This is a genomic window from Nostoc sp., from assembly GCF_036918015.1.
In the GTDB taxonomy this organism is placed as follows: domain Bacteria; phylum Cyanobacteriota; class Cyanobacteriia; order Cyanobacteriales; family Nostocaceae; genus Nostoc.
This window is the reverse complement of the sequence record NZ_JBALEO010000058.1, coordinates 1-25064: the sequence shown is the minus strand read 5'-3', so window position 1 is coordinate 25064 and position 25064 is coordinate 1. Positions and strand designations below refer to the sequence as shown.

General features: G+C 41.9%; 19 protein-coding genes. 12 read left to right on the top strand and 7 right to left on the bottom strand.

Going from position 1 to position 25064, the window contains the following annotated elements; all coding sequences use genetic code 11:
- The first annotated feature begins 71 nt into the window (after positions 1-71).
- From V7K61_RS13200 to V7K61_RS13170, 7 genes are all read left to right on the top strand, one after another.
- Complete coding sequence (locus V7K61_RS13200; RefSeq protein WP_335053726.1) at positions 72-842, top strand: lipoate--protein ligase family protein; 771 nt, start codon at positions 72-74, stop codon at positions 840-842.
- A gap of 183 nt (positions 843-1025) precedes the next feature.
- Positions 1026-2537, top strand: coding sequence for a restriction endonuclease-related protein (locus V7K61_RS13195; RefSeq protein WP_335053725.1), 1512 nt, complete (start codon positions 1026-1028; stop codon positions 2535-2537).
- Complete coding sequence (locus tag V7K61_RS13190) at positions 2527-5940, top strand: hypothetical protein (RefSeq protein ID WP_335053724.1); 3414 nt, start codon at positions 2527-2529, stop codon at positions 5938-5940. The genes V7K61_RS13195 and V7K61_RS13190 overlap by 11 nt, the downstream gene beginning before the upstream one ends.
- Before the next feature lie 2 nt (positions 5941-5942).
- Positions 5943-9113: an RNaseH domain-containing protein gene (locus V7K61_RS13185; protein WP_335053723.1), complete on the top strand. Its 3171-nt coding sequence runs from the start codon at positions 5943-5945 to the stop codon at positions 9111-9113.
- 523 nt (positions 9114-9636) lie between these two features.
- Entirely contained in the window at positions 9637-9993 is a 357-nt protein-coding gene (locus V7K61_RS13180) for a hypothetical protein (RefSeq protein WP_104900334.1), read from the top strand.
- A 104-nt stretch (positions 9994-10097) separates the two neighbouring features.
- The gene (locus V7K61_RS13175) at positions 10098-11120 is read left to right on the top strand and encodes a spore photoproduct lyase family protein (protein ID WP_335053828.1); all 1023 of its coding nucleotides are present in this window, start codon (positions 10098-10100) and stop codon (positions 11118-11120) included.
- A 576-nt stretch (positions 11121-11696) separates the two neighbouring features.
- Positions 11697-13178 carry a site-2 protease family protein gene (locus V7K61_RS13170; RefSeq protein ID WP_335053722.1) on the top strand — a complete coding sequence of 494 codons (1482 nt, stop codon included), beginning with the start codon at positions 11697-11699 and terminating at the stop codon, positions 13176-13178.
- A gap of 62 nt (positions 13179-13240) precedes the next feature.
- Here the strand turns inward: V7K61_RS13170 and V7K61_RS13165 are convergent, their stop codons facing one another.
- From V7K61_RS13165 to V7K61_RS13145, 5 genes are all read right to left on the bottom strand, one after another.
- Entirely contained in the window at positions 13241-14494 is a 1254-nt protein-coding gene (locus V7K61_RS13165; protein ID WP_335053827.1) for a glycoside hydrolase family 10 protein, read from the bottom strand.
- 53 nt (positions 14495-14547) lie between these two features.
- The gene (gene nifN, locus V7K61_RS13160; protein WP_335053721.1) at positions 14548-15858 is read right to left on the bottom strand and encodes a nitrogenase iron-molybdenum cofactor biosynthesis protein NifN; all 1311 of its coding nucleotides are present in this window, start codon (positions 15856-15858) and stop codon (positions 14548-14550) included.
- Positions 15858-17261 carry a nitrogenase iron-molybdenum cofactor biosynthesis protein NifE gene (gene nifE / locus V7K61_RS13155; protein WP_335053720.1) on the bottom strand — a complete coding sequence of 468 codons (1404 nt, stop codon included), beginning with the start codon at positions 17259-17261 and terminating at the stop codon, positions 15858-15860. Before nifE ends, nifN begins: the two co-directional genes overlap by 1 nt.
- A gap of 359 nt (positions 17262-17620) precedes the next feature.
- Positions 17621-18577, bottom strand: coding sequence for a nitrogenase iron protein (gene nifH, locus V7K61_RS13150; RefSeq protein ID WP_094331809.1), 957 nt, complete (start codon positions 18575-18577; stop codon positions 17621-17623).
- Positions 18578-19136: 559 nt separating this feature from the next.
- Positions 19137-20327 (bottom strand): substrate-binding domain-containing protein, encoded by a 1191-nt coding sequence (locus tag V7K61_RS13145; protein ID WP_335053719.1) that lies wholly within the window; start codon positions 20325-20327, stop codon positions 19137-19139.
- A 541-nt stretch (positions 20328-20868) separates the two neighbouring features.
- On the opposite strand from V7K61_RS13145, the gene V7K61_RS13140 reads away from it, so the two are divergent.
- The 4 genes from V7K61_RS13140 (at position 20869) to V7K61_RS13125 (ending at position 23650) form a co-directional block, all read left to right on the top strand.
- A complete protein-coding gene (locus tag V7K61_RS13140) occupies positions 20869-21234 on the top strand; it encodes a hypothetical protein (protein WP_335053718.1) in 366 nt (121 codons plus the stop codon).
- Between the two features lie 99 nt (positions 21235-21333).
- Positions 21334-21708 carry a hypothetical protein gene (locus tag V7K61_RS13135; protein WP_335053717.1) on the top strand — a complete coding sequence of 125 codons (375 nt, stop codon included), beginning with the start codon at positions 21334-21336 and terminating at the stop codon, positions 21706-21708.
- Between the two features lie 483 nt (positions 21709-22191).
- Entirely contained in the window at positions 22192-22833 is a 642-nt protein-coding gene (locus V7K61_RS13130; RefSeq protein ID WP_094353381.1) for a hypothetical protein, read from the top strand.
- 10 nt (positions 22834-22843) lie between these two features.
- Positions 22844-23650, top strand: a complete 807-nt coding sequence (locus V7K61_RS13125; RefSeq protein WP_335053716.1) for a pentapeptide repeat-containing protein — start codon at positions 22844-22846, stop codon at positions 23648-23650.
- A gap of 100 nt (positions 23651-23750) precedes the next feature.
- Here the strand turns inward: V7K61_RS13125 and V7K61_RS13120 are convergent, their stop codons facing one another.
- Both V7K61_RS13120 and V7K61_RS13115 read right to left on the bottom strand, forming a co-directional pair.
- On the bottom strand, positions 23751-24086 hold the full coding sequence (locus V7K61_RS13120) for a XisI protein (protein ID WP_335053715.1): 336 nt from the start codon (positions 24084-24086) through the stop codon (positions 23751-23753).
- Entirely contained in the window at positions 24074-24256 is a 183-nt protein-coding gene (locus V7K61_RS13115; RefSeq protein ID WP_335053714.1) for an element excision factor XisH family protein, read from the bottom strand. Before V7K61_RS13115 ends, V7K61_RS13120 begins: the two co-directional genes overlap by 13 nt.
- A gap of 24 nt (positions 24257-24280) precedes the next feature.
- Between V7K61_RS13115 and V7K61_RS13110 the strand changes: the two genes are divergently transcribed.
- Positions 24281-24991, top strand: coding sequence for a hypothetical protein (locus V7K61_RS13110; RefSeq protein WP_335053713.1), 711 nt, complete (start codon positions 24281-24283; stop codon positions 24989-24991).
- Positions 24992-25064: the final 73 nt, after the last annotated feature.

The window sequence follows — 25064 nt, the reverse complement described above, 5'->3', positions numbered from 1 at the left end:
TTTATTCTTTGTTCATAGTTACATATTCTTGCTCAGGCCCTTACCAGTAATATCCCTCTCCTAAAAAACCGATGAAACAACTAGCAATGGAATCACCATCCACCTGGCGTTTCATCCCAATGCTTCAGACATCAGGGGGAGTGCAAATGGCGATCGATGCTTGGTTGTTCAAGCAATGTGAAAAGGGACAGCATCCGCCTACGCTGCGTTTTTATACTTTGTGTCCCTATGCTCTCTCCTTGGGACATTTGCAAAAACAATGGCCTGCCGAGTGGCATAATCTGATTTACCAGGGACAGCCACTCGATCTAGTTCGTCGGCCAACGGGAGGTAGAGCTGTTCTCCACCAGGGGAACTTAACTTATGCCCTGATTACCTCAGCTAGTACTGGAAAAAGTTGGGGTACTTATGAAAAAATCTGTAACTTTTTAATCCAAGGCTGGCAAACGTTGGGTATTGAGTTAAGTTATGGTTCTGCTGGACGAGGTTACATTCATAATCCCAGTTGCTTCAACACAGCAACCGCAGCTGACTTGGTTACTGCCGATGGAAGTAAATTTATTGGTAGTGCCCAACGCAAGGGAAGAAATACCATTCTTCAACACGGCTCGATGATTTTGTCTACAGACAAAGTTTTATTTCAAGAAATCTTTGAACAACCTGCTCCGTGGAATACCTCACTTTGCAATACACAGGAAGAGGATGGCTGGATTGCAAAGATTGTGGAGACATTGACAGAGACAGCAAAACAGTATTTTGGTATAGAACTAGTTATCCAACCATTCACCGATCTCGAATGGCAGGATATCCTCAAATTGCGATCGCTGTATGAAGTGCGTTAGCGTAGCTTACCGTAAGTATCGCCTATTCCAAAACTTGAGGTTATGTAATAAATAAGTATAATAACAAAGTTTTTTATAAGTAAAATCGCTGTACAGTGTAGTTTTGCAGTGTCAATAAAAAGTTAACATTTTAATTTACATCATTTAGTGTAAACTAATTAAAATGTAAATTAAATTGTAGCCATGTACTTTGAGGACGTGCGTGAGTGGCAGGGAACTGCGGAGGCTCTGACAAAAGAGCTAAAACGCCAGATTAAACACCTTGAACTGTCTATAGAATCACCTGCCCTGCGTACTGTTCGGTCGTGGAGAGCAAAACAACTTTTATCACAACCCAAAGGGCAAGAATTTGGATTTCGACAAATTTTGGAGGGTTTGGCAACTGCTCTCTTATTAAAGAAAGGTTGGACACTTGCAGCGATCGCTCAAGTTTTGCCTTCCTTTGGTGAAGATACTTTAGAGAGGCAAATTATTGCAGAGGCTCAAGGACACGATCCCACATGGCTACCTGCAATTTCAGCAACTTCTTTGCCTTTACCTACAGGACACCGCCCAGCGAGGGATCTGGCTGAAGATGCTGTGATGTTACTTGCTCAGGGAATTCTTCGCCAATATGACCGGGTTCTCCCAGGTCGAGAAATTGTGCGCCAAGAGGATAGTACGCTGCCACCAGAACTCTATCAAGCAATGTGCAAATTGGGTCGTCTATATATTGAAGAAGGATTAAGCGATCGCGCTGCTTGCGTGCATACTGTTTTAGATAACGCTCGATACTCTCTTGGTGGCGATCGCTGGCAGTTAGGAGTTTTTAACCAATCAGACTTTCGCTTTTCTAGCGTTACCTTAATCGATCCAGATTTACGAGTACCTACCTCAGACTGTGCAGAGATTGCCAATCTGAGCGGGGGTTTTGGCGAAGACAATGTGATTGAGCATCGCTTATATACTGACTTATGCCAAGCAACTGAACGATTGGGCGGTCGTCGCCAACACAAAGCTTACACCGCCCTACGAGAGTTATTTGGCAGGTACTCTCTAATAGGAGAACGGCAACTATTAGACTATTTGGTTGAAAACGACTTAACCCCTTTACAGGGAATGATTATTGAGAAATTCTTCAACTCAGTACCAGATATCTGGCTAGTTGATGGATTAGCACATCGCTGCGCCCACTGTGGCACACTGATGCGATCGCATCCCAACAAAAAACTTTTTTCACAAGGGCGCTGTCCAATTCGCCAGTGCATTGGCCACAACTTACCAAAAGTATCTGAAAAACTAGATCCCAAAGACATTTTACGAATTGCCGAGCCACGAATTCTTACCTACTGGACAGGCCCAGCAATTGACGAATTAGCCATTTTTGATACAGCCCGACAAAATAAACTCAATGCTGAACTTTACCCGGAGTCTGATTTATGCGATGTGGCAATTAACGAACGGGCAATTGGAATTGATGCCAAATCTTACACAAGTCCGGTGACTCTGGCTTTGCGTCTCAATCGTAGTATTGGCGGGCTGATTCACTATCGCCGCCGGATTCTTGCTGTGAGCGATCGCTTAATTGAAGATAACCCAAGCTACATTTCTACCCTCATCTCAACACTAGATAAAAAGGGCGATCCCGCCACTTTAGAAATTATGTCGGTTTCCTCCGTAATTGATTTTTTAAAGAAGATGCCTTATGCGAACTAAACCTGATTTCTGGAAAGGTATAAACCGAATTTGCTGGCTTTGCGTCTTAATGGAGGAATTTATTGATACTAATTCACTGGAGTACGCGCCAGTAATTATGTCAGGCATGGCCAGCATTTTAAATGCAGCTGTATTAGAGCAAGCCCGTCAAGCTATTTTCAATATGCGTCAGATGTCGCTGACTTTTGTTACACGGCAGTCAGTTCAACACGCAATTGCTCTCTATAACAATCATCATTACTGCAACCACACTAAAGGAGCGTATGAGATTGATACCGAAACACTCCACTTCAAAAGAACAGATCCTTTAGAAGATTCTCAAATTACACAAGCGCGTCAAATGTTAAGTACCCCTTTGTCATACGATTCGTATGGTTTTACATTTGCCGATCCTCGTCAGGCGATGGCGGTTGCATTAGGTGAAGAGTCAACCGCCGTCAAGTTAGACATCCCTCGTATAAATGCCCCCATTACTGCACGTCGTACACATTCTCTCAACCGCCAACCAAGAGGAAAGATTCGCATTCCCCTAAGTGAACTGCGCGATCTGGCTATTGAGATGGACGAGCGTGAAAAGCAAGATACTGAGCGACGACGTGGTAACTGGGCAGATCGTTTTGAACGCTTTGACCTGATGGTATCGGAGGCGGGAAAGGGGCTGCGGAAAGAAGAAGATGTTCTGGAATTAGAAGACATCAAGCATTTAATTGGTTTGCCAGGGTCAGGTAAAACAACCATTCTCGTGTTGATAGCTATCTGGCTAGGACTAAATGACTATAAAGCAATGTTTGTGTTTCCCTCCATAGAAGTTGCTAGACAGTACATGGCTGAACTGGCATTTCATCAAGTTAAGGTGGGAATGCTTGTCGGACAAAGTGATGAAACTCGCCGTGGCCATGCAGATAATATTGCTGAAGCTATAGCAACACGAGGTAATGGTGGCTTTGCCTACACCTTAGAACAGGCAGAAGTTTTTGGGATGAACTGCGTCCTACCAGCCTTTTCAACTGCTGATATGTCCCTGTGGGGCTTTGGTTACGCACCTTGCAACGAGATATTGCAAGGTGGGGGGAAACAGGGAAAGATGAAGAAATGCCTGTGTCCTTTATGGACAATGTGCGGTCGAAACAAAGCACCGCGAGATTTGTTGGATGCTAATATTTGGGTTGGTCATGTGCGATCGCTAGATACTCAAATATCACCTCATGCGATTCAGGAACAAGTACGATATTTTGAATTAATTGCCCGTACCTTCGATGTAGTTGTTTTCGACGAAGGCGACATGGTGCAGACAGTGTTAGATGGTTATGGGGCAGCAACCTTAAGTATTTCAGGCTCAGAGCGATCCATTCATCGGGTAATTTTAGAACAAATCCATAACCGCTTTGCTCGTGGTGAGAACTATCGATTATTTGATCGGGATGTAGAACTTTACAGTCGTGACTTGTCAGAATTTGGCAACCATAATACTTCCTTAATTACCACCCTTCAGAATATGTCTAAGTCGCGGGTGGGAGAACGCTACGAAAATCAATTACTGACTGTATTACGAATTGTTAGCGAACTATTGAATACTTTAAAGAAATCCTCTCAGCAAAATGATCTTGATGAACAAGAAGCCAAACTAGGCTTTAGTAAAAGTCGGGCGCTGACTGAATTTTGGGAAGCAGCAGCATATAACGCCTTCTACGATCGCACAGGTGTTGAGAACCCTCAAGACTTTAAAGCAGATTTGTGGCCTCGGATTTTAGGCTATAACCGTGAAACCCTTGAAAAGCAATGGAAAACTCTCATTAGTCATTTTCGCCGTTACCTGGCTGAAAATCTGATTAAGCGACGTGATGCGATCGTAGAAGAAATTGCCGAATTATTTCTCAAGCTCTGTTTTCCAGATCATTCACCAACAATAGAAGCAGAGGATTTAGCTAAATTACTTATAACTGTTACTTTCGTAATTGTGGGCTACCAGCGAATTGTACCAGGAACTAGAACAATGGTTGCAGAGGGATTCATTCGTGAAACCGTTGGGGAGTCAACTGCATCACCAGAACTGCGAAAATTTATTCCAGAAAGCATTTTAGGTTCATTTTCTGGGGTGGAATACAGTTTTTTCAAAGCACAAACAACACGTACCGCCGCCAAAAATGTGCAATTGTCCTACATTACATTTGTTGGTGCGCCTCGAATGTTAATGCATCGCTTTCATCGGTTATTAGATGCAGATGATGGACATCCCAGCCCAGCCGTTTTAATTACTTCAGCAACTTCATTTTTAGAAGCTAGTCCCGCCTACCACATTAACGCTGGCCCGCATTATTTACTAAAACCGCGTCAGTCAGAACATAAACCAGAACAGAGCGTTTATCGTTTCAAATGGTTTCCAGATAGTGAACGTAGTGATGAACCCCTCAAATATAGCGGTGCTGGCGAACTTCAACAACGTAATCTTCTGCGGATGGTGAATGCTCTTGTGCGCGGAGGAATTACTAAATCTGAAATTTACAAGTCCATGCGTAATTTTGATGTCAAGTTCGGTATTCGTCGTAAAGCTGCTTTAGTTGTCAATAGTTACGATCAGGCTCGCACAATCAAAAAGTATATTAATGACTATCATCCTGAAGTTGGACGGCATACAAAGGCAATTGTTAAATCCCTCAGAGATGGAGAACAACCGACGGATTTTATCACCTCTGCTCAGTGTGAGGCATTAGGAGACGATGAAAACTGTGATATTTTAATTTTTCCCATGTTGGCAATTAATCGAGGTGTCAACATCGTTTTCACCAAAGGAGACAGGAAACTAGATGCGGCAATCGGCTCGATTTACTTCCTGACTCGTCCTCATCCTACCAAAGATGATATGCGGCTGTTGTACAGCTTGGCAGGACAGGCAACACAAGAATTTGATAGTCGAGTTTTTAGTGAAACAGAAGATTTAAATGCGATCGCAACTTCTTGGCAGCAATCAAGAAAAGACCTTTGGAAAACTGCCAATAGATTGTTACGTGAACCCTTAATGGCTAGCCGTTTAGGCCCTGAACTGTTCAAATCGTTTACAGCTAATCAAATGGTTGCAATTTTGCAAACAATTGGGCGAGGAATGCGGAATGGATGCCCAGTATCAGTTTACTTTGTGGATGCAGCTTGGGCTAAAAATTCAGCAGAAGATAAACCCGACTCTGGGCGAGATAGTATGCTGGTGCAGATGCGAATCATTTTAGAAGAATGTGTCAACCATCCCGATCCTGTAATTCGGGAAATTTATCAAGAACTTTATGGCGCATTTTTAGCACCCTTAAAACGCATTCAAGGAGTAATTTACCCTGATGAACTAGCTAATTCACAAGATTTTACGGATGAAGAAGACGGTTTCAATGATTTTTCAACACTATTGGAGATGTAAAAATGAGCGACAATTATTCTGATGAAATTGAACTTGAAGAAGATTTATCTGAAGACGAAGAAACTGACGGTAATTTAGTTTCAGATACCTTTTATATTCAGCAAGGACAAATCAAGTTAATCAAGCAATTTCCCTTAGCTTTCACTGTACCTGATAATCTGCGTCCAATCATAGTAGAGGGTTTGACTCTTGCTTGGACAAAGGAAGCTCTGCTAAATTTTGCAGATATTCAAAAAGTAACTAATGTCAAAAATCTCCCCTATGCATCACTACGAGGATTTCTAGAAGTAGTACTAAAAGATGCAGCGCGAATTGAACCAGAAGTAGGTTTTACGAAGTCCGCATTTTATAATGCTAAAACCGGAGGTGAGATAAAACCTTTTGTTTACCTAACTGGTGGTAATGAAGAAGAAATCAATCCAGTTATTCGCCCAATTATTAATGATTGGTTCGCAAATTATCTCAGACCGTTTGTAATAAAAGAAGACATATCAACGGATATTATTGACCGCTTACAAGATTTGCAGGAAAGAGGAGAACTTCTGAAAATTTCTCCATTTAAATCTCAAGTATTCCCTTGGAATTGGTCTAAACAGACAGATACAACTCAGCCAACAGATCCAACAGATAAATATGCCTATCATGCGATAGTAGATTACGTAGCTCGTCAAATTGCTGGACAAGAGATTTTTCCACAGTTAGGCCCGATAAAACGTGTTATTTCCAGCAATTCTGGGATTGTAGAACTGATTACCGATTCGATAACCTTACCTGACACAAAAGGAAAATTCAGTTTTGTGGTGAGCTTGGAAGTTGTGACTTATCCATCTTTGCATCAACCTTTGTTGAAAGTTGAAGTTTCCAAACGTCGCTGGTTTACTCAGTTAAAAGATCCTAAGTATGACCGGAGAAATATTAGCGGTTTCATATTTTCTCAAGACTATCCCGATCGCGCCTTTAGCTATCGAGTAAAATGCGAGCAAGATAAAAATAACAAGCAAGAGAAGAAGAATTGGCGTTGGGCAACAGATACAGATTTTGAAATTCTGCGGAGAGAATTGAAACTGCCTCTGGAATCTTTTGATGGACAACAAATCGCTTTGGGGAAAGCCTCTACTGATAGCTGTGAGGTTGTTTTAACTTACCGTAATGGACTTCAAGATAATTCAGAAGAAGATGAAAATAGTTCAGAAGGATACGGTATTGAAACAGGTGTACCAGAGATTGATAAATTAGATGCCTTAGAAGCGATCGCTAAAATTCTTAACCCATTAGGAATAGAAGTATTCGATAAATACTCTCTTGTAAAATCCAGCCATAATCTGGATGAGGCAAAGAAAGTATCACGCATGATTAATCTTCCTACACTGCTTGGTGGGGTTTTGGAAGCTCTTGAAACAAATTCCGACTTGGAGTTTACCGCGAAATACCTCGATAAACTCGACGAAAGTCAAATCGATAGCTTGCTACGTAAACACTTTGACATTCGTTTAGAAGAGATTGAGTGGGGAAGAAAAGCTTTTCAATTTAATAAATTTACGCCGAATCAAACGAATGATCTCCAAACTATCATTCAGGCAAACCAAGCAGCGATGCAGCGATTGTATCCCAATAAACGACCATCACTGTTTATCTTTTGTGAAGCTGAGTTGCAAACTGAAGCGGAACTATTGCAAAAAATTACTCAGGTTTTGTGGGGAAACACACTCGAAATTTTTATTACCCGCTTGCCAGCAAATACTCACGGGCCACGAGAGATTTTACCTGGAAAAGACTTGAAAAATAAGGAGCGATCGCGCCAGCGAATTGAAGCATGGGAATCCACTGCAAAACAAATTGAAGACCCCAATAAGCCAACTTTCTCCTTGATAATGGCGCGGCAATTTTACGCAGATCCTACTGGTCAAAACACTGTTAAACATGACGATAAGGTTAATAAACCTTCAACCCGCCAAGCACTTGCAAAGGTTGGTAGTGGCGTGCAATTTCTTCTACCCATTGCAAAGACACGTAAAACAAAGCATCTCAAACTCGCAGACTTCTTCCATCGGATGCAGTCGGCTATGAAAGATTTGTTCTCAGCTCATTCTGGTCGGATTGATGGTGTAAAAGAAAAGGTTGATAAGTACTTGCAAAATATCCCACCAGAAGCTAGACCAAAAGAAATTTTAGGGTTCACAATCGTCCGTAAACAAAGGGGTCGCATTCGTGGTGTTATTGAGAATACATTTTTAGCAGTGGCAATGCGCCTCAACGTAGATACAGGAAAATGTGAGCTTTGCTGTGCTTACGAAAAAGGAAATTTAGAAATCAGCCCGTGGTTTAGCTTTCCTGATGCACTAGCTTTTATTGCCCAACTTACTCCAATCAAACTAGCTAATGATAAAGCTGTACGCAAGACTCGATTCATGAAATTTGTAAAACAAATTGTTTCTAACTCTGTGGAAGATGGGATGCAACCATTGGTTATGATTGATTCTTCCAACTGCGTCCAACTGTGGGATTGGCTTGCTGATAGCAGAATTAATGCTAATCAAATTAACCTTGGCCAGCAGTTTGAGAATATGCAGGATGAATGGCAAGGCGCACGTTTAATTCGCATTCGCCAAGAACTCGCCCCTGGAATTATTGAGAAAAAAGCCAGACATTTAATAGAGACTTCTCTAGAAGATACTAGGACAAAAGAAGAACTAAACAAACTGCCGCCTACACTTAAAATTCCTTCAGCTTCTAGTGCGACTGGATTATTTCGACTCAGCGTTACTAACCAAACTGGATGTGTGGCTTATCTATCTGTGGCACGTGAAGCACCACATCAATATCCACGTGGGCAAAGTTGTTATCGTTCAACCCACACCCTCGTTAAAAAAACTGATGCTTCTAAAGAGCCAATTTCTAACAAAGCTAGGTTAAAGGTTAGTCAACTCTCTACAAAAGCTCCTTTTGTCGGTCGCTGGCCTACTCCCAACCCCCTTGAGATTGTTGTTACCTTACGTCAACCAGAAGATAATCCTGATGACTTAGCAGCCCTTGTGGAGTCACTGCGCTACGGCTTTGGTCACTACAGCGATTGGACAGGTTTGCCTGCTCCCCTATTTTTTGAGCGTGTTGTACGGGACTACATCAGTGAATTTGCGATCGCAGATGAGGACATTGAATCAGACCAAGATTAAATATGCAGCCAGTGTAGAAAGACGCTACTAATTTATTTACAATCAAACTCGCACAAAGATGACTATTAGAATGCATCCCGACGCATTGGCATTGCAAAGGCACGCATTAACAATGCGGTCGATGTATTATACCAATTTGAAAAAAGAATGCGACAAATAGACCATTTGTAGAGACGCGATGAATCGCGTCTTTACCCCAAGATGTGTTGCAATCATTAATTGAATTGGTATTAGCATTGCAAGGGATTGCCAAATTTAATTCGCTACGAATTAATGAAATGCTGTACTTAACAAGCCAAGGTTAGGACTGCAACCTAAAACTTGAGTTTATTGAGCTTAGTGAAACCCTAAAACAAGCCCGAAAGCTGGTAAAAATAGTGTGACTGACACGAGAGATATCAAGCAGCAATTGGGAAAGGAAACTACTACCTTGAATTGGGTATAACCCGTATGGTCTATGGCTTCAAGTCACTTTTATAAATTTTACAATATAAGTAAGACATAAAAATAACGCTTCAATTATATGAAAATACTCTCATCAGAACTAGTCCATTTGGGATTTGGCAAATATGTACGTTCTGACCAAGTGACAGCAGTTATACCAATAGAAGAGGAGCGAGGCCCAGGGCGACGAACCTTTGTTCACGTTCAAGGGCAAAACGATCCAATTATCGCCTCTCGCGCTGAAGATACGATCGTGCGTGATTTAGTACAGGAACCACGCGAAGTTACCCAAGCCCGTCAGCAACAGGAAATTCTTCAAGATTTATTGGTTAATTTAGCTAATGTTAATTCTACTGTGCGCCGAATTAACCGTGATGAAGGCAGTTTGGATCTTGATTTGTTAGAGCGACGAATTAAGCAAGTCCTGGAAAATTAATTCCAGAAATCAGCAAACTTTCATAACGGAGAACGATATTGCTGAATACCATTACAGACCAAGTTTCAGTATCAGATACACAAACAAGATCGCCAAGGTTGTGGATACCTGAACGGGTACTGTTTACACCTGCTGCCCTAGATGAAGTTTGGGGGCAGCAGATTCTTAAACGCGTGCAGTCACTCAACTTACCAATAGAAGAACTATCACAGAACCGCCTGAAGGGACTGCGTGGTGAGTCTGAGCGGGATACTTACAACATCGCCAAGCGTACCTTAGCGGTGGTTACTGCACCACCCAGTTCTTTTAAACTGAGTCCTATTCCACCTTCTGCGGATTGGCAGTTTCACCTTGCCGAAGGTTGTCCGGCTCACTGTCAATACTGCTACCTAGCAGGTAGCTTATCGGGGCCACCTGTAATTCGCGTTTTTGCCAACTTACCGCAGATATTAGAGAATTCAGCTAACTACGAGCAACAGGGGAAAACCACAAGTTTTGAAGTTAGCTGTTATACAGACCCATTGGGTATTGAGCATTTAACTGGAAGTCTGGCTGAATGTATCCGTTACTTTGGCACTCGTAGCAATGCACATCTACGTTGGGTATCGAAGTTTGATGCTGTGGATGGATTACTTGATTTACCACACAATGGGCATACCCGCTGTCGGATGAGCGTTAATGCCGCACCAATTTCTGGTAAGTTTGAAGGTGGTACGGCATCCGTAGCATCCAGACTGAATGCATTCCGACGGTTGGCGCTACCACAAGAGCGTGGCGGTGGTGGTTATCCAATAGGCTTGGTTATTGCGCCAATTATGCCAATAGACGATTGGCAAATGCACTATAGTCGTTTGTTTGACCAGATAAACGAGGCACTGGATTTTGATTGTAACCTTACCTTTGAGTTAATCTCGCATCGATTCACACCTGGGTCAAAAGAAGTTTTACAAACTTGGTATCCGCAATCCAAATTAGAGATGGATGAGGCAAAACGCAGCGTCAAGCGTAATAAATTTGGTGGGACGAAGTACGTTTACGAGAAAGACACAATGAAGGCGTTGCGTAGCTTTTTTGAGAGTGAGATTAGTAGGCGCTTTCCAAATGCTGAAATTCTTTATTGGACTTAGAATAACACTTTGTTCATATAGAGTTTGAGCAAATTAATTATTGGGTTATACCATTTCTTTATGAGGCTGCGCCAAACCCTTTTGACTTCTTTCTTTCTTCCTTTGTGTCCTTTGCGTCCTTTGCGGTTCGTTTTTCTTTCTTCTTTCTTGTACTTAAATATGGTTTAGCGCATCTTCATACAGAATTGGTATTAGAGAGCGATCGCACAATAATATAGCGATCGCTCTCTTTTCAATTTGCTCAGGTGCGTTAGGGTAAAGCCGTAACACATAGAATTGGTATATAGCGTTTCCTAATCACATGAGGTACATTTTAGCCCCCTCCTCGCTTGCGGGGAGGGGGTTGGGGGTGGGGTTCTTGTACCTCACTAAACTGATAACAGTTATAAGCACTTCAGTGCTTAAAAATCCAGGACTAAAGTCCTTAATACGAACTTTTTTACCTCTCGCCTGGGTTTGGCTACGACCACTCAAAGCGAGATAATTTGAGCAGAGGACAGGCGACGTTATAAATTAATAAGTGTATCTGCAATACCGGACTTGTTCTGGCTTAGTCTCAATAGCAAAGGTTTGGAGATGTTTACTTTATCAGAAACTTCTATCCTGGCGGCAATCCTACTGGTAGCTTTAGGCATTTTGGGCTGGGGCTTTTATCGCGCTAGACCTTTTGGTAAGCTGGGAATCTTAGCCTGGTTACAGTCGGTGGTGTTGATGACTCCCTGGCTTTTGTTTTTTGGATTGTTTGCCGCAGGGATTTACATCAATATAGCGGGTATATTGTTCTTAGTGGTGACATCTGCTGGATTGTATGTTTACTTGGGCAGACAGTTACGCGCCGCTGGGCAAGATGACATCCTTAAGCAACGCGCAACCGAAAGACTCGCCGCTGCTTCCTCACTTGCAGCAAATTCCCCACAACTAGCAGTCACAGAACTGAAAGCGGAAATCCCGCCAATACCGGAAGATGACTTGAATGCAATTAAAGGTATCTTTGGTATCGATACATTTTTTGCCACAGAAACGATCGCTTACCAAGATGGAGCCATTTTCAAAGGCAATTTGCGCGGAGAAGCAGAAGAGACTCACAACCGTCTAACTGCAAGTTTACGGCAACGCCTTGGCGATCGCTATCGTCTGTTTTTAGTGGAAAACACAGACGGTAGACCCGTGATGATTGTCCTACCCAGCCGTAACGATCCCAAGCCGATGTTGCGATCGCAAAAAGCTTTTGCAGGTATTCTGTTGGTAGCAACTATTGCCACAAGTTTAGAAGCTGCGGGATTACTGCTGAATTTTGATTTTTTTGGCAATCCAGGTCGGTTTCAAGAAGCTTTGCCCATAGGCGCTGGAATATTTACAATTTTAGTAGCTCACGAAATTGGTCATTGGTTACTTGCACAGCGTCACCAAATTCGCCTTAGCTGGCCATTCTTTCTACCCGCAGTGCAAATTGGCTCCTTTGGTGCAATTACCCGCTTTGAGTCTCTGTTGCCCAACCGCAAGGTATTATTTGATATTGCCTTGGCAGGGCCAGCCGCAGGTGGTATTGTCTCTTTGTTAATGCTGGTGACGGGCTTGCTGCTTTCTGTCCCAGGTAGTTTATTTCAATTGCCCAATCAGTTTTTCCAAGGGTCGATTTTGGTGGGAAGTTTGGCGCGAGTTGTCCTTGGTTCAGCATTGCAGTCACCCTTGGTAAGCGTTCATCCCCTAGTGGTGATTGGTTGGCTGGGGTTAGTAATTACCGCTTTGAACTTAATGCCCGCAGGACAACTAGATGGTGGGCGGATTGTGCAGGCGATTTATGGACGCAAAACCGCAGGACGAGCAACGATCGCAACTTTAATTTTACTGGCGCTAGTGTCTCTCGGTAATATGATTGCCATGTACTGGGCGATCGTGATTTTCTTTTTGCAACGGGATCAAGAACGCCCCAGCTTGAATGAAGTTACTGAACCCGATGATGCTAGAGCCGCTTTGGGGCTTTTAGCTCTATTCTTGATGATTACCACGCTTCTACCCCTAACTCCTGGCTTGGCTGGGCGTTTGGGAATAGGATAGAGAGTGAGGAGTTAGGAGTTAGGAGTTTAAAGAACTCTGCTATCTCCCTACTCCCCACATTTCTACGGTTTCCAACCTGCTAGTAAATTGGGGTAAGTTGTTGGTGTAGGGAAGATTTTTTGTAAGGCAGCTTGACGGTCTTGGGGCTTTTCTTTGCTTATGTTCCAGAGGGTTTCATAGAAAAAGAATGAGACTCCAGCAAAATTGCGATCGCGTACTTTTTGCACTTGTGTCTGAATCTGCTGCATTGGCACAGATCGGTTTTTCAACCCAGCCAAAATGCCCACACTCACGGGAATATGGCTCTTGGCTGCTTTCACTTCTGGATACTCTAATTCGCTAACAAAGATATTCAAATCATCTCGATATATCTGCAAAACTAAGTCTTCAATGATTCCTAGCCGTTCCCACTTCTGCCAGTCTGCTAAAAAGAAGTCATAAGAAAAACGTTGAGGATTAGGAGCAACGGAAACCAGACAATTTTTTTTAGTAGCTTTAATGGCTGTAAATACCCGCTTCATAAACTCGGTGATTTTATTAGCTCTCCAGCGTACCCATTCTGGATCTTGAGAGTTTTTCGAGGGAGCTTTACCACCGTGTTCTTTTTTGTAAAGTGCCACTGTATAAGCATCGTATCCTAATTCTGATGGTAAGCCAAAATGGTCATCAAATTGAATACCATCGATATTGTAGTTTCTAACAATTTCAACGATTAAATCTTGAATAAATTGTTGTACTTCTGGGCGAAAGGGATTTAGCCAAACGCGATTATGTGTCCCTTCTTTGACAATCCGAGTCCCATCACTGCGACTTGTGAGCCATTGGGGACGATTTTTAGCTAATAGGGAATCTGCTGGTGCCATGAAGCCAAATTCAAACCAGGGAATCACTGTTAACCCTTTTTGATGTCCCACATCCACAATTTCTTTGAGGATATCTCGCCCTTTGAGTCCGGGTGTGGGATCGAGCGATCGCCCGATAACTTTTTGGGCAACTTTGCTAGGATACAATGTATATCCCCAATTCCACACCGCCGGATATATGGTGTTAAAATTGAGTTCATCAAGGCGTTGCAAAGATCCCTTGAGGCGATCGCGCTCAAATAAGACATCACTATCAATATTTGTTAACCACACTCCCCTTAATTCCGATTTTGGCGTTGACGGCAGATTTATTTGAGCGTTCAATGGGAACGACAACATCATCGTAGCGATCGCACTCAAGATCAGCATAACGACAAACAAAAAATACTTTCTACTTTGACGGATATTCCACCAAGAAGAAAACTCAACACACCACTCTACAAACCTTTTCATCATTATTTAAAATGTCTGTGTTAGTGAAGGAAACATTGGCATGATCACTAATATTAATGCCTAACCTTTGTTTCCTGCTCTAAAAACAGATTGCCAATATCAAATAAAAGTTGCATAGTCCCTCGATAGCCAACCTTGGTAAACTGACCACTATCTAAACGGTCAAAAATGGGAATACCTTGACGATAGAGAGGAATTTTTAAGCGTTGGCTGATCGCCACTCCATGAGAGTTGGTAATTAGTAAATCAGATCCAACCGCCAGTTGCTCAAAGTCTTCCAAATCGCCGATAGTGACGCTCTTCATCGGCAGTTTTTCTAGTAGAGGAAAGCGTGTCGTTGTCACTGCTGAGTGAATCTCAACTCCTAGCGATCGCAAAAAAGCAACTGTTGACCAAAGTAAATCTGGTTCCAGCGCCAAAGAAACTCGCTTGCAACCAAAGTAAAAGTGATTCTCCAACATCACGTGTTGTAACTGACGGCGTTGACGGCGGTATTTATTCGGTACGCTAACGCCACTGATATCCGCCAAAGCTTGCAGGAATTTATCTACTGCTGCTAGTCCGGTTAGTTCGCCAAATACCTCATAAGGTATATTGAATCTCTGCTCCAAAATTTGTGCCCCAGCCCGCATACTATCACCTAGTGCCAAAGTGAATACAGAACTGCCAATTGAGCGTAACTGTGTCAAAGTCGTGCCATTAGCTGTAATGGCACTAGAAGAATCTTCTATATGACCATCTAGAGAGCTAGAAAGGTCAGGTACAACAATAGGTACAAGTCCAAAAGAGGTAACAATCTCTTTGATTTCCTGGACATCCCCTGGTGTGAAAGCAGAACTCGCCAAAATAGTAATTTGTGTAGGGCAAGGGTCTTGTTTAGAGCCTTTTTGGGGAATTTCCCTGACTATACTCTCAACCGCACCAGCAAAGCCATCCTGTAATGTACCTTTGAAATCTGGTGTAGAGACAAGCACAATTGGTAAATAATCCAGTTCTGGGTGACGGTGGCGAATCTCCTTGACAAAGCGCCCCATATCATCACCTCTGGTTTCCACCAGTCCAGTGCTACAAAGACCGATAATTTCTGGTTTGGATCTCTGCACCAAAGTCAAGATTGCTTGTTCAACTCTTTCCTCACCACCCAAAATGGTTGCAACTTCGGTCATCGCCGTACTGGAAAGCGGAATCGCCTGACGGAAATGTTGTACTAATACCGCCTTAGTCAAAGCAGTACAGCCTTGAGAACCGTGTAATAAAGGCATCATTCCCTTCAACCCCAAAAAGGCTAAAACTGCACCCAAAGTTTGGCTTTGCTTCAGGGGATTAACTGCAACTGATGTACTCGTAACGCTAATAATCGCCATCAAATGTTCTCCTCTGAAGAATTTTCTACTTCAAGAACTGACCACGGGGCTGGCTGGTATACTTGCTCCCACACAGGGTTGTAAAAAGCGGCATACAGTTCTCGTGCTACTTCTAAAATTCCTATATACCCTGCATAAGGATGATTGCGTTCTTGATTAATATCTAGAAATGGAATCCTAGCAGTGAGAGAGGTGTCTTGATGGCGTTTATCAGCAATTAACATATCAACGTGATTTTCGTTAATTATCTGTAAAATTTCTTCAGAACTATTTTGCTCTAGAATTATGCCATCTTGACCCAGCAAACTTTTGACTCTAATTTGATCCTCGTCAGTATTATTCTTAGTCAGAATAGCAATAACTTCCATCCCCAATTTCTTAGCAGCAAAGATAATCAACCAACTCTTGAAACTTCCAATAGAAAGGATAATACGCTTACCTTGCAATCGGGTAATATACAGAGCGAGTTTTTCATCTATTGCAGCAGTTTCTTCTACAATTAACTTTTCTGTACCTTCTTGCAAATCAGAATTACCTAACTTTGCAGCAATATTCCTTAAACATTGATTGATTGACTCTATACCATAGATAGACTCTTCAATATAGGGAATGCCATATTTTTTCTCCATCCCTTTTGCCATGTTAATTAGTGCTTTGGAGGAGAGCAGCACGTTAAGTTTGGCGCGATGGGCATAGCAAACTTCTTTGTAGACAGCATCGCCTGTAATTTTTGCCAAAACTCTAATACCTAATTTCTCTAACAACGGCAAAACATTCCATATTGCACCTGCGATATTATGTTCGCCAATTAGATTGATGTCATAAGGTGTACTAGTATCTGGTTCAGCCGTTCCAATAACGTGTTCTAGCAACGCTTCACCAGCGACACGGTTGCCCAAATTTTGGTTCCCAATGAATCCAGGGCAATGTACAGGGATAGTAGGTATTCCTGTTTTTTCGGTAGCATCTTTGCAAACTCCTTCGATATCATCTCCAATGAGGGCGGTGATGCAAGTGGAGTAAACAAATACCGCCATCGGTTTGTAGCGTCTTGCTAATTCTAAAATGCCTTTGTACAGCTTTTTGGCTCCACCGAAGATGATATCGTTCTCATCAATGTCGCTGGTAAAACGTATCTTATACAGCATCGAACCAGAGGAGAGACTGCTGTAACTTCCCCAAATACTGGCAGCACAGCCACTTGGCCCGTGAACTACATGAGCAGCATCGGTGATTGGTACTAGAGTAATCATTGCACTATCAAAAGCGCAACTCCCTTGAGTAGTACCAGGTTGGGGTAATTGCATGGAGGACTTTTTTTTATGCAGTTTCTGCTGCTGACGAGCATCTTCGGAATTGGAGTCACTGAGTGAATCGTTGGTTTTTCCTGGAGTGGGATTCATTTGTTTGGTGACAATAGGTAGAATTTGTTAGATGTTAACTGAATTCCCAAAGGCTTTTATAGGACTTTCATTTATTAATGTATCTAAAACATGGAATAAAAGGGAATGAGAAAGATAATTTATCATTCCCTAAAATATAAACATCAACTAGGTTAGAGAAGGAGAAAACAAAAACATTAACTAAACTATTAAAGTATTAATTTTGCTGTGTATACTTTAGTAGATTAGTGTTAACACGGTGACTATAAAACACTCAGAGGTTAAGATTAGCTATTCGATTACCTCCATTTTAAAAGATTGGTGAGAAAGTGGGCGAGAATAGCCCACCTAATATTTACTTTGTATTTAGCACTGGAGTCTTAGCTACCGGAAACTATTTCTACGTTTCCTTTTTTAACTGCTTCTAGTGCTTCGCCTTGAACGTCTTCTAGCTTCTTAGCAGCATCTGCTTGGCTAATCATTTTTGCAGCATTTTCTTCACTTTCAAGGATGCCGAACTCAATCAACAAATCTTCTAGCTCATCCATCTCGATGGGTGTGGGAACAGTAAGATTTGTATTGTTGATAATCTTGTCTGCTAATGTGCGGTATTCATTAGCTTGCTTACTGTCAGGCGCATACTCGTTCACTGTCATCCGGCGTAATTCGGCGTGTTGCACGATATTGTCACGCGGGACGAAGTGAATCATGTGAGTATTCAATCTGGCAGCCAGAGTGCTAATCAGTTCATCTTCCCGGTCAGTTTGACGGCTGTTACAAATCAGCCCACCCAAACGTACACCACCAGTATGAGCATATTTGAGAACGCCACGAGCAATGTTGTTGGCCGCAAACATCGCCATCATTTCACCGGAGGTAACGATGTAGATTTCTTGAGCTTTACCTTCACGAATTGGCATAGCAAAACCACCACACACAACGTCGCCCAATACGTCGTAGGATACGAAATCTACGTCTGAGTAAGCGCCGTTTTCTTCGAGGAAGTTAATGGCGGTGATGATACCCCGACCGGCGCAACCTACACCAGGTTCTGGCCCACCAGATTCTACGCATCTGATATCCCGGAAGCCAGTTATCACCACTTCTTCGAGTTCAATATCTTCCACAGCGCCCCGTTCAGCAGCTAAGTGCAACACGGTGGTTTGGGCTTTACAGTGCAGAATCAATCGGGTAGAGTCAGCTTTGGGGTCGCAACCCACAATCAAGATGCGTTGACCCTTTTCTGCCATAGAAGCAAGGGTATTTTGGGAGGTAGTAGATTTCCCAATACCACCTTTACCGTAGAAAGCAATTTGTCTAATTTTGCCGTCGGACATGATGATTAATCCTGTAATTGTTTGTTTGGTGAGTCTGTCGGTTGATGAGGCGTTGGCATTTTGTGCCTACCGGAGGTACTTGTGCTGTTAAATTACAACAGTGACCTTATGTAGAACGTCATTGGAGGTGCGCGTTCTACAGCAAAAAGAGTCTGAAGAAAGAACATATTCAAGTTTTGGTCAGTTTTCGTTGACCATTAGTCATTACTCAAGGAATATTGCAAGTATTACCATCCGCTCACTTAAATGATTTCTCTAGCGGTAGCAATACCAATTGGAAAAAAGAAAGCGACAAATAGACCATTTGTAGAGACGCGATTCATCGCGTCTTTACCCAAGGATGTGTTGCAGTCATGAATTGAATTGGTATAATACCAATTGGAAAAAAGAAAGCTACAGATTCCAAGCCGGAAACTCAAATTGAAATCCGAATTACAAATTCAGCATTACCAGTTGTTGTAATCCCCTGAAGGTTGCTCATACCTAAAGAATGGTTGCAGCAGGATTTAAATTTACGCCAAGTTTCCCTAAATCACACAACCAACCATTGCAATCCACTCTAAACAGTCGCTACAACTTCTCCGATTTTGCTGATATCATAACCGCCAAGAATTTCAAATTGGGAGTGAACCATCCGATGTCCCAAAGTACTGAGCAACTGCTGTACTGGTGCTTCTTCTAAATATTCCTTAAGAATCACCAAATCATATCGTGACCGATGTAAAGGGATAAATCCCAGCCCAAAGGCGGTAGCGACAGATGCCGTACTTATACCTGCATCGGCAACTCCTCTGACTACAGCTTGGGCAACATCTTGGTGAGTTTTGAGTATATTGTCAAAGCCCTGAACAGCATCGAACGGTATCTGCTCCTTTTGGAGTGTTTGTTCCAAAAGCATCCGACTACCAGAACCGATTTCGCGGTTAACAATAGTCGCTCCCCCAGCAACTAAGTCGCTAACTGTTCTAATTCCCATTGGGTTCCCTGACTTCAACAAAAGTCCCTCCTCCCAGACACCAAGGGTAATCAGAACTGCTTCCCTTCCAGCCAGAACATCTCGAACAAAGGGAGTATTATACTCACCAGTCTCAGGATCGTACAGATGCATCCCAGCGATGTGCGCCTCACCTCTGCATAGACTGTGCAATGCAGCCATGCTATTGGCGAAGTTATATTGGACTCGCAGTTGAGGATGCCAGCGTTCGGTGGCTCTTGCCCATAGTGAAATCACAGGGGCACAACCAGCAATCACAACCGTGTTGTGAAGTGTGTCGAGATTATCGTCCAAAAGACGGACTCGAACTTTATTTGTACCTGTTTGACTAGTGCCTTCACCCTTCGGGTTCAGCAGTTTGCTTATGCCGGGGAACCCGTCCACCGCAACTGCTTCACCATCAGCCGGAATCATATCTTGGCGAAAAGCATCCTTACCAATCAAGGGATAAGCTATCCATTGTCCTCCCACACGAGCCACACTAACTCGTAGTTGCTGACCATTAGGAACAGGTTTGGCAAGAACTGCTTCAATTTCAGGTAAATCCCGCTCTAACCAGAATAGATCCTCAACTTGACAGCCAAGCGCTTTGGCCAAGCGAAGTGTTATGGCTACTGAGGGAGCATATAGTCCCGACTCTACACCACTAATAGTCTGACGAGTCACATTAGCGATGTTAGCCAAATCTTGTTGGCTCATGCCTAAGCGAGTTCTAATGGACTTCAAGTTATTACGGAGGTCACTATCCTGCTTCATTGGCTTTGTCTCTTGGTTTCAAAAAGCCGTAGCGGATTTAACTTGCATCTGCCAAGGCGAAAGTGAGGTCTAGGAGTTTATATCATTTCTCTTTGACGAGTTTTTGTGCTTTCGCTGTCTTGATTCCCCATATAAAAAGACTATCACATCAATTGCCAATTTGCTTGCCAAGCGCAAATTATTTTGGCGGGTGTTTGTTTTTTACTTGTTATCTTGGCTTAAAAGCCCCAAATTCCAAGAACCAGAGCATTTATTTAGCAGCAAGTTTTTACCAACTAAATTGGTAAATAGTAGCATTTAATACAGTTTTAGAGATTAGTTTCAGCTTTGATGCTTGATAGACGAGTAATACAAACAGTAGAAAACATACCAACCAATTTCGCTTTTTGGGGTAAATTTTGCCCTGACGAAAAATTACCTATTTGACTAAAGTGAATATGCACATAGCATCAGCAAAGAATTGCTGTTTTAAGTTTTTGCACAATCAATTAGGTATTTACCAAAGTATGCAACAGATGGTAACAAATTCATGGAGAGAGTAATGATTACAGAAGAAGACTTAGCCCAGCAATTTAACGTAATTATTGAACACACTCACCCACGTGTATGGAAACTGTTAAGCCAATGTTATGTGAAGATAATCAATCCTCATCCTCACTTAACAAGAGTGAATATGAAAACATGCATCCGCTATGCAAAATATATTGGTATTTATTGCCCTGACAGACTAATTAGTGGTGTATTAGAACAAAAAAACCTACTTAAAGAAGTAGCGGAATACTTGGGGCTAGTTGAAGTTGTTTGCTTGAATGCCAATAACTTGATGCGCGATCCACTCTCAAATTTCAAGCAAGCTTATCCCCAGTTGTGGTTAGAATTACTGTGGATTGTAACTCAAGAAAAATAACCTAGTAAACCTGATTTTTCTGCAATATTCAATCTGCAAAAAATCAAAATTCTCAACCTTCACCGCAGCTTCGGTACTTTTGAAGCTTGCTAAAAACTTATGAATCAACCATGCCTACATCCAGATGATTTGCCTTCACCTCAAACAATCAAGCTGAGTGAAATACTATTCAGACAGCTTGAAGAAGCAACTAAAAAAAACTTTTTTCTAGCGTGCGATCGCATGACACGGATTTTGTTATCGAGTTGTCATTGGTATTTCCAAATCAATAGTGGCGTTTTGACGTTGATCCTGATTTGTAATAATATGGAAAGTTATCGCAATATCATGAAAACTGTTCCCCAATTTGCCGATCGCTTAAAACAGTTTGCCAATAGAGCCAAAATTACTGTCAGTTGCCCAATTGACAAAGGTATACCGTGGGTACTCAGCATAGATAATGTCTTACCTGAAGGAGACTTGCCCAGTACCTGATAGATAAACCAGAAAAATCGCGATCGCCCTTCCGTGTGAATATTGGCGATCGCGCCGAAATCCCAAACCACGGCAAGGTGTCTAGGCGCTTTGTATCTGCTTATTTAACTGATTGAGAAGATAGGGATGAAAATAAAAACAACTTGAGCTAGAAAGAGCCATATTTATTGGTATTTAATCCTTGCGATTCCAGTTGGGAGATGTTGGGGAAGTATTTGGGGTAAAACTGGGGTAATGTAAAAGGGTCAAGATGTTTACAAAGCAGCCGTGTTAAACAAAAATTATGTCGTCCGATCAAAGTAGATTTTATTCCAAGACGACAATGGTCTTTTAAATAAGCATTAGCTTCTATAATTGCTATTTGACACACGGGTGTAGATCCGTTTAACGGATTTTGCCCTCCTTTATACCATATATTGTCAAGTTAGGCGCTTATATCTCGCATATAGATAACTTTTACCCTCACGACTGGAGAGCAAAATCTTGGGCATAGAATTACGCAGTTTCGTATTTCTCGACAACCTGCAACCTCAACATGCAGCATATATGGGAACAGTAGCCCAAGGCTTCTTACCATTACCAGGAGATACATCACTGTGGATTGAAATCTCTCCTGGTATCGAAATTAATAAGATTACGGATATAGCCCTAAAATCTGCCTCTGTCCGTCCGGGAGTACAGGTAGTTGAACGACTATACGGACTATTGGAAGTTCATTCTAGCTCCCAAGGCGAAACCAGAGCTGCTGGTCAAGCAATTTTGGCGTTCCTGGGAGTAAAAAGAGAGGAATGTCTGAAACCGCGTGTTATTTCTAGCCAGATTATCCGCAACATCGATGCTTATCAAACACAACTGATTAATCGCACGCGTCGGGGACAGATGCTACTAGCGGGTCAAACGCTGTATGTATTAGAAGTGGAGCCTGCTGCTTATGCCGCACTAGCTGCCAATGAAGCGGAGAAAGCAGCGAGGATTAACATTTTAGAAGTTCAAGCTGTAGGTAGTTTTGGACGGCTGTACTTGGGTGGACAAGAACAGGATATTCTAGCAGGAGCAGCGGGAGCATTAACAGCTATTGAAAGTGTCGCTGGTCGGGTAAATTCTCTGGGTGGGCGTCAGGAGTAAAGGAGAGAAAATGGCAAATCGAGAGCATCTAACTTTACTCAAAGCAGGTGCAGTTAAATGGATTGAGTGGAGAAAGAAAAATCCCCAGATTGAACCAGACCTCAGCGCTGCGAATTTGCAAGGCGATAACCTTAGAGGTGCAAACCTCCAGGGGGTAAACTTGAGAAAAGTTGATTTGGGTAATGCTTTACTCGTGCGGGCAAACCTCAGTGGTGCTGACCTCAGTAGTGCAAACCTCTATAAAGCCTTCCTGAATGAAGCTAACCTGAGTGCGGCTAACTTCAGTGTTGCTAACTTGAGTGGCGCTATACTTACGCAGGCAGATTTAAGTCATGCCAATTTGATTGGAGCTGACTTGAGTCAGGTGGATCTTAGAGGCGCTGCGATCGCATCTGCTAATCTAATTGGTACTGACTTAAAAGGCGCTAACTTGAGAGATGCCGATTTAGGTGCAGCAAAGTTGATACGGGCTAACCTCTCTTTTGCCAACCTGATTGAAGCTAACTTGATTGCGGCTGACCTCAGTGAGGCGAGTTTGTACGAAGCAGAAATTTTAGGGGCTTATCTTTACAAAGCTGACTTATACAAAGCTAATCTGACCAAGGCTCATCTAAGTGGTGCATACTTGTTGCGGGCTAACCTAAGTGAAGCTGATTTAAGTCAAGCTGACTTGAGTTGGACTAATCTTAGAGACGCGAATTTGGCAGGGGCGAATCTCAGAGGAACTAACCTTAGAGGAGCCGATATTCGGGGAGCTAATTTCAGCGGCGTAAATCTTCAAGAAACAATTATGCCTAACAATTTAATAAAATATTAGTTTACAAGAACAAGGAATTGACGTTTAGATTCATTTTTTGGGGTATCTCTTCCCACAAGAAGTATATAAAGTTTATGTAAAACTTAGTTTTTAGGCTTAATTAAGTAACAGCAAATTCAGTATACTGCCTGACATCGACTGGTTGGAAGGCGAGAACAATTTGATTTTTAGGAATACCAGCGTTAACAAGTTCGTTGGCTATACCGTATTCTGTACCGTCTCTTTGAATCCAGATTTTATCGTTGATAATGTCAATATGGACTAAGCAACCATGCACCCGTTGATTATTTTCCCAGCCTAGTGTTAGTAATAGGTAATGGTTGGCGGTTTGGTCTATAATTAGTTGTCTTTCTAGTTCTCCATAAGCATAGGTAAGCTGGGCATATTCGGTTAATATCTTTTGAATGATTTGGCGATAATTATCTAAGGTATCCATTGCAGTATCACTTCTCGTTTTGAGTCGAAGACAAGTAAACAAAGGCGTTGATTTTCTAATAATATTTTACCAGTTGGTTCTTGAAATAGTTCTGAGTAGGTTTCTTGACGAATAGCCAGATACAAGCGGCGGTCAGGTTCCAAGCGAGTAAGGATATCGTGTAGAAACAAAGTCCACCTTTCCTTCAGAATGTTATGCAAACGTGGACAAACAAGATTTGGAAAGGCGCGGCGCGCGTGGCTTTTATCTGTGTAGACGTGAATGGAATCGACCTGGTGCTATTGACTTTAAAGAATTTGTTAACAGATAATGTGAATAAGTACAGCTTAGGTAGTGATATGGAATTCAAATTTGTAGAACCGAAGCTTGAAAAAACAGTTAATCAAATTTGGAATACTTTAATTAAAATAAAAAATTATTGTATTGCTTCATCATTTGATGATCTAAAAAAATCTTTTAATTCTCCGCATTTAAAAATTAATTCACAAATATGGATTTTCAATGATAAATCAATTAAAAACTTGCGTGAATTTATTGAAATTGTTTATTTTAAAACCACTTATAAAAACAACAAAATAAAAGAGATTGCAACTTATGATACTATTTACAAATCTATACGGTTAGAGCTTGAATTAGAAATCACTAACTTTAATAAAGGTATTAGTAAGAGAAATTTTAATGATGCGCTTACAGACATTTTTTCCCGTATAGCTGAACAAATTAAAAATTATGAATGCTTTTTTATTTTAGATGGTTTGGAGTTGCAAGAGATAAATAAAATATCTTTTGGAAATATCAAGATAGTCAAATTTGATGACGATTTAACAGATAAATTTTATCAAAGTAGTAGTACAATTAACCCTTCATATGCTGAACATATGAAAAAAAATAGTGCGATTCGTTGATTAGTAAATCACGGTATCCAGTCCGCAAATAACTAATCCAGCCCGACAGCAGATTACTGTCAATAAAGGCTGA